Annotated in this window: 18 protein-coding genes; 14 read left to right on the top strand and 4 right to left on the bottom strand. The window is 43.6% G+C overall.

All coding sequences use genetic code 11. The annotated features are described in order from the left end of the window. Positions 1–210 precede the first annotated feature (210 nt). On the top strand, positions 211–1,188 hold the full coding sequence (gene cra / locus VIA_RS06385; protein ID WP_004411820.1) for a catabolite repressor/activator: 978 nt from the start codon (positions 211–213) through the stop codon (positions 1,186–1,188). Between the two features lie 79 nt (positions 1,189–1,267). Here cra and VIA_RS06380 read toward each other — a convergent pair whose 3' ends face one another. Both VIA_RS06380 and VIA_RS06375 read right to left on the bottom strand, forming a co-directional pair. Then, the gene (locus tag VIA_RS06380) at positions 1,268–1,786 is read right to left on the bottom strand and encodes a hypothetical protein (RefSeq protein WP_004411818.1); all 519 of its coding nucleotides are present in this window, start codon (positions 1,784–1,786) and stop codon (positions 1,268–1,270) included. Between the two features lie 94 nt (positions 1,787–1,880). Further along, a complete protein-coding gene (locus tag VIA_RS06375) occupies positions 1,881–2,255 on the bottom strand; it encodes a YgiW/YdeI family stress tolerance OB fold protein (RefSeq protein WP_004411817.1) in 375 nt (124 codons plus the stop codon). A gap of 173 nt (positions 2,256–2,428) precedes the next feature. On the opposite strand from VIA_RS06375, the gene VIA_RS06370 reads away from it, so the two are divergent. The 4 genes from VIA_RS06370 to modC are packed head-to-tail and all read left to right on the top strand — an operon-like array spanning position 2,429 to position 6,459. Further along, positions 2,429–3,892: a cobyric acid synthase gene (locus VIA_RS06370; protein WP_038210934.1), complete on the top strand. Its 1,464-nt coding sequence runs from the start codon at positions 2,429–2,431 to the stop codon at positions 3,890–3,892. A 3-nt stretch (positions 3,893–3,895) separates the two neighbouring features. Continuing rightward, complete coding sequence (gene modA / locus VIA_RS06365) at positions 3,896–4,654, top strand: molybdate ABC transporter substrate-binding protein (protein ID WP_412774846.1); 759 nt, start codon at positions 3,896–3,898, stop codon at positions 4,652–4,654. Between the two features lie 3 nt (positions 4,655–4,657). Then, positions 4,658–5,356 (top strand): molybdate ABC transporter permease subunit, encoded by a 699-nt coding sequence (modB, locus tag VIA_RS06360; protein ID WP_004411812.1) that lies wholly within the window; start codon positions 4,658–4,660, stop codon positions 5,354–5,356. Next, positions 5,353–6,459 (top strand): molybdenum ABC transporter ATP-binding protein ModC, encoded by a 1,107-nt coding sequence (modC, locus tag VIA_RS06355; protein ID WP_004411807.1) that lies wholly within the window; start codon positions 5,353–5,355, stop codon positions 6,457–6,459. The genes modB and modC overlap by 4 nt, the downstream gene beginning before the upstream one ends. A 40-nt stretch (positions 6,460–6,499) precedes the next feature. On the opposite strand, the gene VIA_RS06350 is transcribed toward modC, so the two are convergent. Continuing rightward, positions 6,500–6,937 (bottom strand): DUF3069 domain-containing protein, encoded by a 438-nt coding sequence (locus tag VIA_RS06350; RefSeq protein WP_004411804.1) that lies wholly within the window; start codon positions 6,935–6,937, stop codon positions 6,500–6,502. Positions 6,938–7,144: 207 nt separating this feature from the next. Here VIA_RS06350 and VIA_RS06345 point away from each other — a divergent pair, with 207 nt between their 5' ends. Both VIA_RS06345 and VIA_RS06340 read left to right on the top strand, forming a co-directional pair. Next, on the top strand, positions 7,145–8,080 hold the full coding sequence (locus tag VIA_RS06345; RefSeq protein ID WP_050778693.1) for a GGDEF domain-containing response regulator: 936 nt from the start codon (positions 7,145–7,147) through the stop codon (positions 8,078–8,080). A gap of 74 nt (positions 8,081–8,154) precedes the next feature. Then, positions 8,155–9,144: a Solitary outer membrane autotransporter beta-barrel domain gene (locus tag VIA_RS06340; protein WP_004411801.1), complete on the top strand. Its 990-nt coding sequence runs from the start codon at positions 8,155–8,157 to the stop codon at positions 9,142–9,144. Here VIA_RS06340 and VIA_RS06335 read toward each other — a convergent pair. Next, positions 9,141–10,376 (bottom strand): GGDEF domain-containing protein, encoded by a 1,236-nt coding sequence (locus tag VIA_RS06335; protein ID WP_004411799.1) that lies wholly within the window; start codon positions 10,374–10,376, stop codon positions 9,141–9,143. The two genes, VIA_RS06340 and VIA_RS06335, sit on opposite strands and share 4 nt — an antisense overlap. Before the next feature lie 218 nt (positions 10,377–10,594). On the opposite strand from VIA_RS06335, the gene VIA_RS06330 reads away from it, so the two are divergent. The 7 genes from VIA_RS06330 (at position 10,595) to VIA_RS06300 (ending at position 17,627) form a co-directional block, all read left to right on the top strand. Beyond that, a complete protein-coding gene (locus VIA_RS06330) occupies positions 10,595–10,957 on the top strand; it encodes a late competence development ComFB family protein (protein WP_004416561.1) in 363 nt (120 codons plus the stop codon). Between the two features lie 18 nt (positions 10,958–10,975). After that, positions 10,976–11,254, top strand: coding sequence for an HlyU family transcriptional regulator (locus VIA_RS06325; RefSeq protein WP_004411797.1), 279 nt, complete (start codon positions 10,976–10,978; stop codon positions 11,252–11,254). A gap of 297 nt (positions 11,255–11,551) precedes the next feature. Next, entirely contained in the window at positions 11,552–13,102 is a 1,551-nt protein-coding gene (gene pntA, locus VIA_RS06320; protein ID WP_004411795.1) for a Re/Si-specific NAD(P)(+) transhydrogenase subunit alpha, read from the top strand. A 12-nt stretch (positions 13,103–13,114) separates the two neighbouring features. Next, on the top strand, positions 13,115–14,509 hold the full coding sequence (gene pntB / locus VIA_RS06315) for a Re/Si-specific NAD(P)(+) transhydrogenase subunit beta (protein ID WP_004411793.1): 1,395 nt from the start codon (positions 13,115–13,117) through the stop codon (positions 14,507–14,509). A 142-nt stretch (positions 14,510–14,651) separates the two neighbouring features. After that, positions 14,652–16,115, top strand: coding sequence for a sensor histidine kinase VxrA (gene vxrA, locus VIA_RS06310; protein ID WP_412774847.1), 1,464 nt, complete (start codon positions 14,652–14,654; stop codon positions 16,113–16,115). Then, positions 16,090–16,749, top strand: coding sequence for a response regulator transcription factor VxrB (vxrB, locus tag VIA_RS06305; RefSeq protein WP_004411791.1), 660 nt, complete (start codon positions 16,090–16,092; stop codon positions 16,747–16,749). Before vxrA ends, vxrB begins: the two co-directional genes overlap by 26 nt. After that, on the top strand, positions 16,749–17,627 hold the full coding sequence (locus VIA_RS06300) for a DUF2861 family protein (protein ID WP_004411790.1): 879 nt from the start codon (positions 16,749–16,751) through the stop codon (positions 17,625–17,627). The genes vxrB and VIA_RS06300 overlap by 1 nt, the downstream gene beginning before the upstream one ends. Positions 17,628–17,657: the final 30 nt, after the last annotated feature.

Raw genomic sequence — 17,657 nt, 5'->3', positions numbered from 1 at the left:
AAAAAGGGAATAAATTAAGAATTCAGCCATCACCTTATTAACGACAATGTTATTGGTGGGAAGTGAGTCAAATAGGTGATTATTGTCACTCTATTGCTCTTGCTGAATCCTTTCAGCTTTAATACTGAATCGTTTCAGCTTATAATTCAACTCAGTCTAAGATCGTAAGTGGCGGATTATGATCCAGCGCACAATATAGAGGTTAGTGATATGACACTCGATGAAATTGCCCAATTAGCGGGGGTTTCAAAAACCACAGCGAGTTACGTGATTAACGGTAAGGCGCAAAAATACCGCATAAGTGAGAAGACTCAGCGTAAGGTAATGGCCGTCGTAGAAGAGCATAATTACCGTCCGGATCTCGCCGCAAGTACATTAAGAGCAGGGCATAGCCGTTCTTTTGGGTTAATTATTCCTGACCTAGAAAACACCAGTTACGCGCGCTTGGCAAAACTACTTGAGCAAAACTCACGCTCGGCAGGCTACCAAATTCTTATCGCTTGTTCTGATGATGATCCGGAAACGGAAAAAAATGTGGTTCGCGCCTTGGTAAGCCGTAAAGTTGATGCGCTATTCGTAGCGAGCGTTATCCCTGAGGCAAGTGATTATTATGTGAACCTACAAAATAGCGGAACGCCAGTGATAGCACTTGACCGTCCATTAGATGATGAACATTTTTGTTGCGTGATTAGCGAAGATTTTGGGGGCGCATTTGAACTGACATCATCTGTAATTAGTGACAATGTAACATCAATTGGTCTAATTGGAGCGTTACCCGAGCTAAATATCTCAAAGGAACGTGAGCTTGGCTTTTGTTCTGCCGCAAAGAATCAATCTATCAAGCCAATAATCGGCTATGGTGACCACTTCAATCGCGCTGAAGGAAAACGCGTATTAGATCTATGGGTGGAAAGTAATACGGTTCCAGATGCCATTGTAACGACCTCTTATACGTTACTGGAAGGGGTGTTAGACGTACTTCTTGAACGCCCTGAGCTAGCAGGAAAAATTAAAATTGCGACGTTCGGTGACAATCGATTGTTGGACTTCCTTCCGATGAAGATAAACTCATTGCCTCAGCAGTTTGAGCTTATTGCTGACAGTGCAATGGCGCTTGCTCTCAATGCGGCGTCTAAACGATACCAGACCGGTGTCGAACTCATCCCACGAAAAATTGTCGTTCGTTAATTAAAACGGATACTTTAAAGGCCTTAGCTAGTTCTAGCTAAAGCCTTTATCAACGAATAGGTCAAAGAAAGTGTCGAGGTTAGTATTGGAAGCGCACTGACATCGTTACTTGAGGACCGTATAGGCCGTTATTACGAGTTTCCGCGGAAAGAGAAAGCTGTTCGGTCGAATGGAAACGAATACCCGCGTGGAAAACAGATGAATCATCGTTACGACCAAGTCGGCCTGTCGCTTCTACTTGGTTTGTTAACCAAGCACGTAAACCAATGTTGAATTCAGCTTGAGTATTGCTGTCGCCACCGGCTTCTTCAGTAAGCTTGATTTGATGAATTAATAGTTGACCGTATACGTCTACAAATTGATTAACAGGGCCATTAAAGCCGATACCGCCTGCTAGGTCATAGTCACTGTCAAACTGGCTGTCTACACGGACAATAAAGTGGGAGTTATCAGTAAAGAGTGTACTAAATTCTGCCCCTGTCATTTCTGGACCAATGGCGGTACGCACTTCAAAGTAGTTGTAGTTAAAATTGTTTGCTTGAGCATTTCCGCTGATGCCTGCGATCGCTAAGGCACTGGCCAAGATGATTTTTTTCAAAAGTAGTCTCCGACTAACATTAAAGTGTAGATATAAAAATGGCTAGCAATAAGCAAGCCAATAATAACGTAATCGAAAGACTAATTCAGGCGATTTATAGTACTTGGATACGATCTACTTCAATTTCTGGGGTGTTTCCACCTTCATATTCACCGAATAGACGCAGCTTCGTTGTATGGTCAATAGGCTGAGTCATGTTGATATCGTCATCAAGCTCAACTTGAATCTCGCCTTTGCCATCAGAAAAGATAAACGTATCGCCTTTAACTTGACGGATAAGCTGGCCTTCAACAACAACATTTTTTTCGGTGAACATACTTGTGTCTTTTAGCAATGAATCAACCGTTACTACTTCCACTGGGCCCGTGTACTGCAGTGTTGTACGGTGGTGGTTGTCGCCGTCTTTTGCCATTGCGAAAGTTGGAGCTAGGATGATCGTTGCAGCAGTCGCTAAAATAAGCTTTTTCATTGAGATTCTCTCTGTTTTATTAGGTAATGTTTGTTTCGATGGTGCTATTAAAGCAGAGCGAAGTTGAATCTATGCTGAGCACAAGGTTCATATTCGATTCATCTTGTTGAGTCATTAGTAGAAAAACCGTTATTATGACAACCAGAACAACTATTTATCGAGTTTGAAACGCAATGCAGTCAACGTTAAAGGCATTAATGGTACAGGGAACGACCTCTGATGCCGGAAAAAGTGTTTTGGTGGCAGGTTTATGCCGTGTGTTAGCACGAAAGGGGATAAACGTCGCACCATTTAAACCACAGAACATGGCTCTAAATAGCGCGGTCACCTCAGACGGTGGTGAAATAGGCCGAGCTCAAGCTGTTCAAGCACTCGCATGTAATATTGAGTCAAGTGTTCATATGAACCCCGTGTTGCTTAAACCACATACGGATATGGGCGCACAAGTTATCTTTCAGGGTAAGGCGACCACAACCGTAGACGCAATCGGCTACCAATCTTATAAAAAAATTGCTCTTCCTGTCGTTATGGACTCTTTTGCGATCTTACAAGATCAATATGACACGGTGTTAATTGAAGGAGCGGGGAGTCCGGCAGAGATAAACCTGCGTGAAAATGATATCGCCAACATGGGATTTGCTGAAGAAGCAGATGTCCCGGTCATCATTGTTGCAGACATCGATCGTGGCGGGGTGTTTGCACACTTGTACGGAACATTAGCACTGCTATCAGAAAGTGAGCAACAGCGCGTAAAAGGCTTCGTTATAAACCGTTTTAGAGGCGATATTTCGTTATTGCAGTCAGGGCTCGATTGGTTGGAAGCAAAAACAGGTAAGCCCGTGATTGGTGTTTTACCTTATCTGCACGGCTTTGATCTTGAAGCTGAAGATGCGATTAACTCTGAACAGCTTACTGGAGAAGAGACCAAGCTACGCGTCGCCGTTCCTGTCTTTCCAAGAATCAGTAATCACACTGACTTTGATGCATTGAGGGTCAACCCTGATATCGATTTGCAGTATATCGGTAATGGTGAACGCATAAAAAATGTCGATCTAATTATACTCCCAGGCTCTAAAGCGGTCAGAAGCGATTTGGATTATCTACGCAGTCAAAAGTGGGATAAAGATATCCAACGTCATTTACGTTATGGCGGCAAAGTCATGGGCATCTGTGGTGGATATCAAATGTTAGGACAAGCGATTCATGATCCAAATGGAATTGAAGGCGATGCCGGTTCAACGGCTGGGCTCGGCTACCTAGATGCTGAAACTATACTGAAACCGAATAAAACGCTGACTAATGTAACAGGGCATTTGAATCTTAATGGTTCAGATATTCCTGTAAAAGGCTATGAAATTCATGCAGGTGTTACCGAGGTAAAAGCGAAGTCGCCAATTTATTTGCAGTCTGGGCAACCGGACGGGGCGATTAGTGATTGCAATCAAGTGTTTGGTACCTACTTACATGGTATCTTCGATAATCCAGACGCTGTTAATGATATTTGCCGCTGGGCAGGTGTTGATGATATTGCTCAAATTGATCACCAAACCAATCAGCAACAAGCCATCGACCGAATTGCAGATGCAATAGAGCAACATCTTCAACTCGATCTCCTTTGGCCAGAACTAAAAGATTAAATGATAAGAACTAGATTTCGCCAATTTACTGTTGGTATCGCCTCGTTGCTATGTTGTATGCCATTGTTTGCGGCAGAACAACTGCGTATCTATGCAGCCTCTTCAATGACGAATGCCGTCAATGAACTTGTTGAAGTATTTGAACGTAATGCCGACGTAAAAATCACCACCGTTTATGCTGGTACTTCATCGTTAGCAAGGCAGGTAGAACAAGGGGCTCCTGTTGATATTCTTATCGCAGCGAATACAAAGTGGATGAACTACCTTGTTGATAAAGGCGCGGTAATTAGTGACAACGTCACAAACGTTGCAACTAATGAGCTTGTGGTCATCTCTACTGAGTTAATTAAACTTGATGTAGCAAATGAAAGCTCATGGCAAGCCACATTAAACGGGCAGCGCTTGGCAATAGGCCAAACCAATGCTGTTCCAGCCGGCATTTATGCAAAACAATCGCTAGAGTCACTGAATGTTTGGTCACAGGTCAAGCAACAGTTAGCACCAACTAAAAATGTCAGAATCGCATTAACACTGGTTGAACGAAACGAAACACCACTTGGCATCGTCTATAAAACGGATGCCTTGTCGAGTCCTAAGGTTCAAATTGTGGCGACTTTTCCAGAAACAAGCCACGATGCCATTATCTACCCAATGGCAATGATGAACGAAGCGCCTACAACGCGAGACTTTACCCAATTTGTTCATTCCAAAAAAGGGCAAGAGATACTGAAAAAGTATGGATTTAACCAAGGTATGCGATAACGAATGGACATATTGACCGAGTACGAATATCAAGCGTTGATACTTAGCTTAAAGGTCGCCTTTTATGCGATTGTTTGGCTTATTCCCTTAGGGATAGGTTTGGCTTGGCTACTAGCGCGCAAGCAGTTTTATGGTAAGAGCTTCATCGACAGCTTAATCCATTTACCTCTCGTACTGCCTCCTGTTGTCGTAGGCTATTTGCTACTTATTTCGATGGGGCGACAAGGGTTTCTCGGTGAATGGCTATACCAATACTTTGGCGTTGTCTTTTCATTTAGTTGGAAAGGCGCTGTATTAGCCTGCATTGTGGTGGCATTACCATTAATGGTACGTTCGATTCGCTTGAGTTTGGAATCTGTAGATACCAAGTTGGAACAAGCCGCAGCGACTCTGGGCGCCTCTCCAATCAAGATCTTTTTCACGATCACGTTACCACTAACCATTCCCGGGATTATCACCGGTACCATGTTGGCCTTTGCGCGTAGCCTAGGTGAATTTGGTGCGACCATCAGCTTTGTGTCAAACATCCCAGGCGAGACACAAACGATCCCGCTCGCCATGTATAACTTTATCGAAACACCGGGTTCTGAAGCAGAAGCAATGCGCCTATGTATCATCTCTATCGTGATCGCCTTAGGTTCATTGGTCGCCTCTGAACAATTGAGTCGTGTTACGGCGCGTCGTTTAGGAGGGGCTAAATGAGTCATTTGACCATCCTGTATCGACAACAACTCGGCGAACTTGAGTTTGATATTGATCTGCAATTACCAGAGAAAGGCATTACAGCAGTCTTTGGCCGCTCGGGTGCGGGCAAAACATCTTTAATCAATGTCATTGCCGGATTAAGCCAGCCAAGTTCAGGCTTGATTCAAATAAACAACGCAACACTTTATGATTCAGATCATAAGATAGATATCCCCACATTTAAGCGCAACGTCGGTTACGTTTTTCAAGATGCTAGGTTATTCCCTCATTACAAAGTTAAGCGTAATTTGACATACGGAGTTAAAGCTCACGATAAGCAGCATTTCGAGCAAATAACAAACTTACTCGCCTTAAAGCCGCTACTCGAACGATACCCCAATCAGTTATCCGGTGGGGAAAAACAGCGCGTTGCTATAGGCCGAGCATTACTGTCGAAACCCGATATTCTTTTGATGGATGAACCATTAGCTTCATTGGATCTACCCCGTAAAAGAGAAGTGATGCCATTTCTCGAACAATTGGCGCTACAAGTTGAAATCCCTATTGTATACGTCTCTCATAGTTTAAATGAGGTGCTAAGACTTGCTGACCACTTAGTTATCATTGAGCAAGGGAAAGTGGCCATTGCAGGCCCAATAGAGCAGGTATGGGCATCGAAGGCGATGCGGCCTTGGCAATCCTTTTCTGAGCAAAGCACACTATTTGAGGGCAAACTCATTCGTCATAATGAACAGTACGCTTTGTCGCAAATAGAGTTAGCTAAAAACATTGCGCTTTGGGTTCAACGGGTCGATGGTGACATTGGTTCATCAGTGCGTCTGCAGGTAAGAGCCAACGATGTCTCTTTGATGTTGGAAGAACCAAAGCAAACCTCAATCCGAAACATATTGAAGGGAACGATTACTCACATAGAGACGCAGTCTCACGGTCAAGAAAGGCAAAGTGTTTCAGTCACAATTGAGCTGGCTGAACAGTGTCATTTGAATGCGACAGTAACCGCTTGGGCACGGGATGAGTTACAGCTCAAACAAGGGATGAGTGTCTACGTTCAAATCAAAGGGGTGAGTGTGACCCAAAAAGATATTGTTTTATCCCATTAAAAAACGCCGCATATAGCGGCGTTTTTCTTTTTGCTTTGAATTACTTAGCAAATACGTCCGTGAAGTCACGTTTAAGAATTGGATCGCGGCGTGCTTTTTTAATTTGTTTCACCATGTCTTTAACACAGTTATGTAAAACTTGATCAAGCAGCTGAGCACGGTACTCTTCTTTTTGCTCTTCAGTCATCTCTTTTGGAAGATCTAGAGTCGGGAACTCTTCCATCACATTCAAGCCGGCAAATGCTTGGCTTACTGAGATAAGTGCATGGAACTGCTCAAAATTGTCTAGAACGTTTTGAGCGCTATTAGGTAGCTCGTTCCAAGCTTCGCGAACAGCTTCTTCGGAAACATCGTGGATTGACGTCACCATGTAGTGCATTGCTTCTGGTACTTCGTCAAACTCGATAACTTGACGCAGTTCTGCAGAAACTTCTGCCAAATCTACTTTCGGTTGTTCTGATTGATTAACGTCAGACATGTTTATCTTCTCTTATATGTGTATATGACGGCGTTATCGTAAAAAATTGGCGCCAAATGTCAACCTTGGATGGAGGATTATGTCATTGTGTAGTATTTTTAGTCTAAGCATGTGATTTCTTATTAGTTTTGATCAAATGCCTTTTTCTTATTCGAGACTCTTTTATCAAACCTTGGAGCAATAAGAGTGGATGTACGCGGCTCTTCTATGAAAATACTCCTAGTTGATGATGTTCAGATGGAACGTATTCAACTGGCAATTCGACTGAAACAACTTGGTCATACAGTTGAAATGGCTGATTCGGGTCATCGTGCGCTTGAGCTCTATCATGATTTTGAGCCAGATCTCATTCTGCTTGATGTCTCTATGCCAGATATGAACGGATTCGAAGTCTCAGCTCAAATTCGCAAACAGTATCCTGAATGGGTACCGATCATTTTCTTAAGTAGCCACAACGAGCCATCAATGATCGCCAACGCAATCGAGGCAGGGGGGGATGATTACTTAATCAAGCCCGTCGACAAAATTGTCCTCAACTCTAAATTAATTGCCATGCAAAGAATCGCATTTATGCGAAGAGAGCTTAAGCAAAAATCCGCTGCTCTTGCTAAGGCCAATCAAGAACTCGAACAACTCGCACAAGAAGATGGTTTAACCAAGGTCAAAAACCGACGCTTTGTCGACCAAAAGCTGCAAGAGATGATCTTACTTCACGGACGTCATGAGCTGCCGTTAAGCGTAATACTGCTCGACGTTGATAAGTTTAAGCTCTTCAATGACAACTATGGCCACATTGAAGGCGACAAATGCTTAATTCTATTGGCTGAGCTCTTAACTAAGTTATTTGTTCGCAGTGGTGAAGTCGTGGGTCGATACGGGGGCGAGGAGTTTGTTGTCATTCTAGGTTATACCGATCAAGAGAAAGCCATCAAGGATGCTTCACGTATACAATCAGCGTTAACCGAGGCGAGCATTCCTCATGAGTACAGCGAAGTGGCGGACATAGTGACAGTGTCACAGGGTGTATTCACAACTATCCCTAGCGGTAAAGAGAGCATCGAGCAAATCTATGAGCTTGTCGATAAGCAACTCTACCAAGCGAAACTCGCAGGCCGAAACCAATATATTAGCGTCAACCAATAATCATCAACGATTGTTTTAGTCTTAATTTTCAAGTAACTTACTCTAATTGCGAATGAATTTGGATTATTGATTAGATGGTAACGTTTAAATCTTGCCGATACCTAGGCTTGTCGTTAGCGTGCTTTTCACCCATTGCTTTAGCTAAAGGCAACCCTCACTTCCAAGATTATTTAGAACAAGCTTTTTCCGCAGCAATTGTTCTGACAGACAGTGATGTGTTTACCGTTGGGGTACACGACTTTGACCCTAATGATTGGTTTAATCTCGATAATGAAGATATCGGCTCACAAGAGTCCGTCCAATTACGCCAACAAATCGCGGTATCCACACTCCCATTTACAATAGATCTCAGTGATGAAGATGCTGTTAACAAGCATCAGATCTTCACACGGTTCTCCATACTTGGCTCGCGCCAGGACTTCGAGATTAGACCCTCTGACGCACAAGACTTCCAACATGAGATTGTACTTGGTGCATTTACTGCTTATCGATTTCGTTACCAGCTATCAGAGCATTGGGTACTCACTCCGGGTATCGGTATGCACTTGCAGTATTTTAACAATAATCACGAATACCGGAGTGACTTTTCAAATGAGTACGTCAAACCAGCATTAGACAAGGTTATTTTCAACACTGACGCCTGGGCGGCTTCTATCGAACCTCATGCTGAGCTTAAGTATAATAAACCGACAAACTGGGGAAGTTGGAATGTCACGTCTTCATACCATTACTTCCACGGCAAAGGATGGGGTGAAGCCAATTACGGTGATGTGGGAAGTCCTGAAGGTTGGTATATGGCCAATGGTATCGAAGCCTACTATAACGTGAGTAAGCTGGGGCGCTCTGTACAATCGGTCTACAGTAGCTTTAGACGCATCGACATAGGCGGAGACACCAGTACTCCTCTAGGGACGCCTTATTATTACGAAGGCTCGGTAGGGTGGCTTATGACTCCACCATTTGAATCTGATTTCATCGACAATGTAGGTATTGGACTGAATATTAACTATGGCAGCAATCTAAAAGGGGGTAGCATCGTTTTATTCTTTAACCAAATTGATTAAATAATACAAACTCGATTACGACCCGCTTTCTTCGCTTTGTAGAGAGCATTATCTGCAGATTTCATGACTTCAGCCACCTTCGACGTCTCGCTACTATCCGCCACGCCAATACTAATAGTGACATTTACTGTGTCACTTGCTTTTTTAACACCCCGCTTTTTACACCCTTGCTTGTCATCTTTAGGGCGGGCGTCTTGGTTTCGTAATACCATATCGTAGTTTTCTATCGATGTACGTAGCAACTCTAAGTGATCTTGCGCTTCATCGGCATACTTGCCTTTAAACAGCACTGTGAACTCTTCGCCGCCGTAGCGATAAACCTTTGCACGACCGCCAACGAGAAGCATTTTAGATGCGACAAGCTTAAGAACCTCATCACCCGTATCGTGTCCGTACGTGTCATTAAACGATTTGAAATGGTCTATATCCAACATCGCGATCGTATAGCGACGACCTAAGTGCTTAAGATCAGACTCAAGGGCAAGACGTCCCGGAATTTCGGTCAAAGAATCAGTAAAAGCAAGCTCATAACTAGCGGACAGTAAGTAAACCAATAGCAAAACACCAGCCAATGAGAACATGGTGCTGGAAATGTGGGCAATATGGAAAAAGACAAACGTTGTTGATGCCAATAGAGTGGTGGAATAGATAACAACATCAATGATACGATTTTTACTCAATACGCAGATAGCGAATAACAGCACCATGGCAAGTGAGTAAACCACAAGGATGAACGGTAATTTTGACACTTCAGGTAAGACAAACAAGAAGGTTTCATCGATATTGTCAAAGCCACCATCATAAAAATAGCTGAGTATCAGATAGCACCAAAACAGAAAAAGTGACAGTGTAGCTAAATAGATGCCAAATGAGCGGGAAAACAGCGTTGAATCTCGGAAGGTAAAGACAAACAGTAGTGCAATTGGTAACAGAGCAGCAAGCAATGACAGCTCCAATATCGTTGTACCCGAAGAGAGTGGAGTCTGTAACCTAGCTTGAATGACCCAGTATGACAGCATCAAGGCGCACGCAACCATGGCGATACGACTTTGTTTAAATGCGTTAGCTAATACGATGGTAATCGCAAACAAGATGAAAGGAAGTTTCGATACGATACCTAGGTTAGATTGAGTCAACAAAATCACGTTATTCATGCCAAAAGCAATAAACGTCAACAGCAAAAGAGGCAACGCAATACGGAACCAATTAGTTGTGACGATAGAAAACGACATGAAACCTAGCCTAAACGAATGAATTATTGATTGAACGCTTGTTAAGAATACTTTTATTTGATGAATTTCCAAGCTTTTTACTAAACTTATCTATGAAAAGTGCGGGCATGGATAAATTGCGGACAAAAGTTGATGATAGTGTGCGCAACATTTAGTATCAAATGAACATTTCATCCATACTGTAAAGTAGCGCGTCATCTTAGAAGGAGCTAGGGCACATGCAAATAAGTGTTGATGTACATAATTATATGGAGACTTTGGTGGGGCAGGTATTAGCAACGCCTGAGTTTGTTGAAAACTTTGATCATGAACAGTTGGCAGACCTTGCTTGCCTTGCGTTAAGTCAACTTAGACCTGTTTACATTAGACACGATATCGACTTTCTATCGGCGCTTCCTGAAGAGCGACTTGTTACCCTAAAAGAATACGCAGAAAGCGCAGTAATAGCCGCTAAAAGTATGATTATTGATGATCGTCGTAAAGATCGAAAAGATGATATCCCAGTTATCTTTAGTAAACAGAAATTCGACGATGACATTGAACTAGAGTGGTTCGAAAGACCAATTTTACAAAAAGAATGATAAACCAAGGAGTCATTAGTGGGACTGTTTTCACGTTTGTTCGGCGGAGCAAAAGAGCAACCTAAGGTTGAAGTAGAGCCAGTAGAATACAAAGGCTATCTCATCTATCAAGAAGCACTATCGGAAGGTGGGCAGTATCGAATTGCAGGGCGAATTACCAAGCAATTTGATGATGAAACCAAGACACATCGCTTTATTCGTTCAGACGTACTTCCAAGTGAAAACGACGCGAATGAGTTTATGCTCAAAAAAGCGCAAATGTTTGTCGACCAAATGGGTGACAACATTTTTCAATAGATCCATACCAATTTGATAAACATCATAAATTTATGAGCCATTAGTCGTTATGCTGATGGCTCTTTTGTTTATGTAATGAACGTAATTCTTTGTTTTTATGATGAATTATTGCTTCTGGTTAGACCTCTTACAACTTATGTAATTCGTTGTTGAAAAACTAATTAAACAGCATGCAGACTCATTACCAATAGTTATATGTAATGATATTTTGTGTTTTTCTTACAAAATGCTTGAAGTATCTCTAACCGTTGGATAAAAACAGAACAATCATTGTTGCGAATAGTCAAGGAATAGCTAATGCAAATTGGTGTGCCAAAAGAAATACTCGCCGGAGAAACGCGAGTGGCTGCGTCGCCAAAATCGGTAGAGCAGTTATTAAAACTAGGCTTCGACGTTGTCGTTGAAACAGGCGCTGGGGAACTAGCGAGTTTCGACAATTCAGCATTTGAAGCGTCAGGGGCAAAGATTGTTACGACTGAAGAAGTCTGGCAATCAGATCTCATCTTAAAAGTGAATGCACCTCTGTATTCTGAAGAGAGCAATGAAATTGCCCTGCTTAAAGAAGGTGCCAGTCTTATCAGCTTCATCTGGCCAGCCCAAAATCCAGAGTTAATGGAGCAGCTTTCTAGCAAAAACATTAACGTAATGGCAATGGATGCTGTACCGCGTATTTCGCGTGCTCAGGCTCTAGATGCGCTATCGTCGATGGCAAACATTGCTGGTTACCGCGCAGTCGTAGAAGCAGCTCATGAGTTTGGCCGATTCTTTACAGGTCAAATTACCGCTGCAGGTAAAGTGCCACCAGCAAAAGTACTTGTCGCTGGTGCAGGTGTTGCAGGCTTAGCCGCTATCGGTGCGGCGGGAAGCTTAGGTGCTATCGTTCGCGCATTCGACGTACGCCCAGAAGTAAAAGAGCAAGTTCAATCAATGGGCGCTGAATTCTTAGAAGTAGACTTCAAAGAAGATTCAGGTTCTGGCGATGGCTACGCAAAAGAGATGTCTGATGAATTCAACAAGAAAGCGGCTGAACTTTACGCTCAGCAAGCCGAAGACGTTGATATCATCATCACTACAGCGCTTATTCCAGGTAGACCTGCTCCTAAGCTGATCACCAAAGAGATGGTAGACAGCATGAAAGCGGGCAGCGTGATTGTTGACCTTGCTGCTGCAAACGGCGGTAACTGTGAATACACGGTCGCTGACCAAGTTATCACGACGGCAAATGGTGTTAAGATCGTTGGCTATACGGATATGGTTGGTCGCTTACCGACTCAATCCTCTCAGCTTTACGCAACCAACATTGTTAACCTACTAAAACTCCTGACCAAAGAAAAAGATGGCAACATTAACATCGACTTTGAAGACGTCGTTCTACGTGGCGTAACAGTAGTGAAAGAGGGTGAAGTGACTTGGCCTGCACCGCCAATCCAAGTATCCGCTCAGCCAGAGCAAAAACCAGCAGCGCAACCTGTTAAGCCTGAACCAAAAGTTCAAGAGCCTGTTTCTCCAGTTAAGAAGCTAGCAGCACTTGCCATCGGTTTAAGCGCTTTCGGTTGGGTAGCATCTGTAGCACCAGCTGCGTTTTTATCGCACTTCACCGTGTTTGTACTTGCTTGTGTAGTAGGTTACTACGTGGTTTGGAACGTAACACATGCGCTGCATACGCCACTAATGTCGGTAACGAACGCTATCTCAGGCATCATCGTAGTAGGTGCACTACTGCAAATCGGACAAGGGAATGGGGTCGTCTCATTCTTATCTTTCATCGCCGTACTTATAGCAAGTATCAACATTTTCGGTGGTTTCACCGTGACCAAGCGTATGCTTGAAATGTTCCGTAAAGACTAAGGAGTACAGGGAATGTCTGCAGGATTAGTACAAGCAGCTTATATTGTTGCTGCATTATTCTTCATATTGAGCTTGGCAGGATTGTCTAAGCAAGAATCAGCAAGATCGGGTAACTACTACGGCATAGCTGGTATGACTATCGCGCTGATCGCAACGATCTTTGGCCCAGACTCAGAAGGCCTTGTTTGGATCATCATTGCTATGGTTATTGGTGGTGGTATCGGTATCCATTACGCTAAGAAAGTTGAAATGACTGAAATGCCAGAGCTTGTGGCAATTCTACACAGCTTTGTTGGTATGGCAGCGGTACTGGTTGGTTACAACAGCTACCTTGACGCGCCAGTGATTGCCTCTTTGAACCCTCAAGAAGCGCATGCAGCACACGTTATTCACTTGGTTGAAGTCTTCCTAGGTGTATTCATCGGTGCTGTAACATTTACAGGCTCTATTGTCGCATTTGGTAAGTTACGTGGCGTGATCTCATCGTCACCATTAAACCTTCCTCATAAACACAAATTGAACCTAGCGGCAATCGTAGTTTCTACGCTACTTATGATCTACTTCGTCAAAGCTGACGGTAGCATGTTTGCTCTTATCGTCATGACACTTATCGCATTTGCATTTGGCTACCACTTGGTTGCTTCAATCGGTGGCGCGGATATGCCGGTAGTTGTTTCGATGCTTAACTCATACTCTGGTTGGGCAGCAGCGGCAGCAGGTTTCATGTTGGCAAACGACCTATTGATTGTTACAGGTGCACTAGTTGGTTCTTCCGGTGCGATTCTGTCTTACATCATGTGTAAGGCAATGAACCGCTCGTTCGTTAGTGTAATCGCAGGTGGCTTCGGCCAAGAAGTAATCATTTCTGATGATGTAGAGCAGGGTGAGCACCGCGAAACTTTCGCAGAAGACGTTGCTGACATGCTTAAAGGCTCAAAATCAGTCATCATCACTCCGGGGTACGGTATGGCAGTAGCACAAGCTCAGTATCCAGTACATGAGATTACTGAGAAGCTACGCGCGCAGGGTATTGACGTTCGCTTTGGTATCCACCCAGTTGCTGGTCGTCTTCCTGGTCACATGAACGTACTACTTGCAGAAGCAAAAGTACCTTACGATATCGTACTAGAGATGGACGAAATCAATGATGACTTTGGCGAAACAGATACTGTTCTGGTTATCGGTGCAAACGACACAGTAAACCCAGCAGCACTTGAAGATCCAAACAGCCCAATCGCTGGCATGCCAGTACTTGAAGTTTGGAATGCGAAAAACGTTATCGTCTTTAAGCGTTCTATGAACACGGGCTATGCTGGTGTTCAAAACCCGCTGTTCTTTAAAGAGAACACGCAAATGCTATTCGGCGATGCGAAAGAGAGCGTAGACGCGATTTCTAAAGCGCTCTAACGTCACCTTCCTAACTAAGAAGCCAGCTTTATTCGCTGGCTTCTTTTCATTTATCCGTATTATTTCTGACATTGATATCACATTTCAGTTTTATCTTTTTGCGATAATGTTTTACTCTAAATCTAACTCACTGATTTATTGAATTTTTGCATTGATTAAAACGACGATAAAAACACTGTCAATCTCGTTGATACTACTAAGTGGTCACGCGTATTCAGAGTCATTACCAGAACGTATTGACCAGTTCGTCGATCTTTTTGATCAAGAGAAAGCGACTGCCTCGTATGATATTCGCAGTCTACAAACAGATTACCCGACACGCCTACTGACACCTGAGTCTATGTTGCCTCAGACTTCTGCGTATCCATTAAAAGATATCCAGAGGCTTTACCAACTTGCCAAAAACTGTACTGGTAAATTACCCCTAAGCCCGCTAATTACAGAACCGCTGGTATATACACGCGCAATGTGTAAGGGTAATAGGTTAACGAACAAGTGGTTCACCCGTAGTGCATTAATACACCCGGGCGGTGGTACGTATGCGAGTCGCTATGTTGATGTTTATCCAGATAGAAAGGATGAACTTCAACAATACATGCATATTAAAGAACGTTCTCTAGCGCCTGACTCGACATTGCTAGGCCGCTTACAACGCATGAATGAAGACGCTATTATTGCTCTCATTTCAGGTTCGAGCATGTTTATTGAACGCGATGAGCTCTGGCTGAGACAAAGTGATAATTATCTGATTTTCCCAGAGCACATCTGGAAACGAAATGTTGAAACGGCAGGGTTGTCGTTTACCCTTCGTCAAGAGTCGAGCAGCTGTTTCGTGCGCAGAGGCAATCTCTGTTGGGATGCCAAAGATCATTCAGATCTATTACGCATGAGTATGGTGGCGCTTGTTATTGCCAACATTTTTCTGGTGCTAGGTTGGTCGGTATACCGCTGGAATACCAAGCGACAAGAGATGAAAAGTCGAATGCTCATCTTACAGATTCTTACGCATGAGCTTCGCACGCCAATTGCCAGCTTATCGTTAACTGTAGAAGGGTTTAGGCGAGAGTTTGAGCAGCTACCGGAAACGGTTTATGATGAGTTTCGCCGATTATGTGAAGACTCCAGACGTTTAAGGCAGTTGGCGGAAGCGAGTAAAGACTACTTACAATCAGACAATAAGCCGCTAGCAACTGATTGGGTTCCATCAGTGAAAGAGTGGCTTGAATTTAAGATTGAAGAAGAATTCAATAACAATATCGAATTCGTTATCAATGAAGATATTGCGGCCAAACTTAATGTATATTGGTTAGGCACGTGTATAGACAATTTAATTCGCAATGCTGTTAAGTACGGCGTTGCGCCTGTGGTGCTAGATGTCACCACTTCTAAGCAAAAGATTACGGTTAAGGTGATTGACCAAGGTGAGCTGTCTTCAAAAGATTGGCGTCAGCTCAGAAAACCTTTTGTAAGTAAAAGCGGCCTTGGTTTAGGCTTAACCATCGTTGAATCAATGGTCGGACGAATGGGCGGTAAAATGTCTTTAGTTGGTCCACCGACAACGTTTATTTTGGAGATACCCTGTGAAACAGACACTGCTTCTTGTTGAAGACGACAAAAACTTAGCTGATGGACTTCTAGTGAGTTTGGAGCAAGCGGGATACGAATGCTTCCACTCAGAAACCATCGCTGATGTCGCTCAGTACTGGGACAAGGCAGACTTAGTGATTCTTGACCGCCAACTACCAGATGGTGATTCAGTAACGCACTTACCTGAATGGAAGAATATCAAAGAGGTGCCTGTCATTCTTTTAACGGCTTTAGTTACCGTAAAAGACAAAGTCATGGGCTTAGACGCAGGTGCGAACGATTACCTAACCAAACCTTTCGCTGAGGCGGAACTGTTTGCACGTATTCGAGCGCAACTTCGTGCGCCAGAGGGAGACGCTATTGACGATAGCAAAGTCACCACTGAACACTTAATTATTGATAAAGCGACACGCGAAGTTCAATACAAAGACGAAGCGATCACGCTAACACGTACTGAGTTCGATCTACTGCTATTCTTGGCGAGTAACTTAGGTCGAGTGTTCACACGTGACGAGCTGCTTGATCACGTTTGGGGCTACAACCACTTCCCAACAACACGTACAGTAGATACACACGTACTACAGCTACGTCAGAAGTTACCAGGCCTCGAGATCGAGACGCTACGTGGCGTTGGCTATAAAATGAAAGCTTAATGTTTAGAACAGCGACATTAATTGGTGCACTATTATTGAGTGCACCTCTTTCAGCCGCACAAATTCCGTGGTTTGAAAGTAACTCACCTTTAACTCAAGCGCACAAGCACCTGCTTGATGGCGATTTGCCGGGCATGTTCACCTCGTTGGTCGAAGTGTGGCAACTTGAGAAAAATGAAAGTCTTATCCCGCACCTCAACGACCTTTTTCTACAATCTCTTGAAGTTGACTGCGGCAAGGGGCTTGATAACAAATCTCTCCCTGACTGGATAAACAGCGTCGTTATTCGTCGTACTGAGATCCAAAGCCCGGGTAGGGATTCTTACCGTGCAATCGTTGAAGTCGGTGCGAGCAAAGAACTCAAAGAAATCTCTTTAACACGTTGGGTGTCAAAGGTGCTATCTACCGATACGACGCTCACTCAATTGTCGAATGAAGGTGAAAGCAAGTTCACTCGATATATTAAGCGCTACAACTTGAACAGCCGTGTAAAAATGGGCCTTTATCGTGTCGATATCACCGCAACGGATGAGACCTCGTGGAGTTCGTGGTTGTTACTAGGAGAGCCTAAGGCGAAAGTATCTGTTCGCTGGAACGCCAAAGCGCAGTGGAAAATAGAAAAGAATGCACTCTTAAACCGGCATTGCCCACTTCCTAAGCTAGATACCGAAATATACGATTATGTCGATGGTACCTATAGCCAAGTGTGGGGTGAGAGCTACGATTCCGACTATCCGACCTCATTAGGTAATATCCCCGTTGAGCCTGGACGGTACGTTCTTGCCGTTTCAATGAAACATCAACGCTGGCAAGGGCCAATTATTGTAGAGCAATCACAAATAATTAGTAAAACGTATGATGTTTCAGTGGATGAATAGCTCAAGTTAATTCACAATATGTCGATATAA

The sequence above is a fragment of the Vibrio orientalis CIP 102891 = ATCC 33934 genome (genome assembly GCF_000176235.1).
Classification (GTDB): domain Bacteria; phylum Pseudomonadota; class Gammaproteobacteria; order Enterobacterales; family Vibrionaceae; genus Vibrio; species Vibrio orientalis.
The sequence above is the reverse complement of the archived record's forward strand: the minus strand, read 5'-3'. Positions and strand labels throughout refer to the sequence as shown.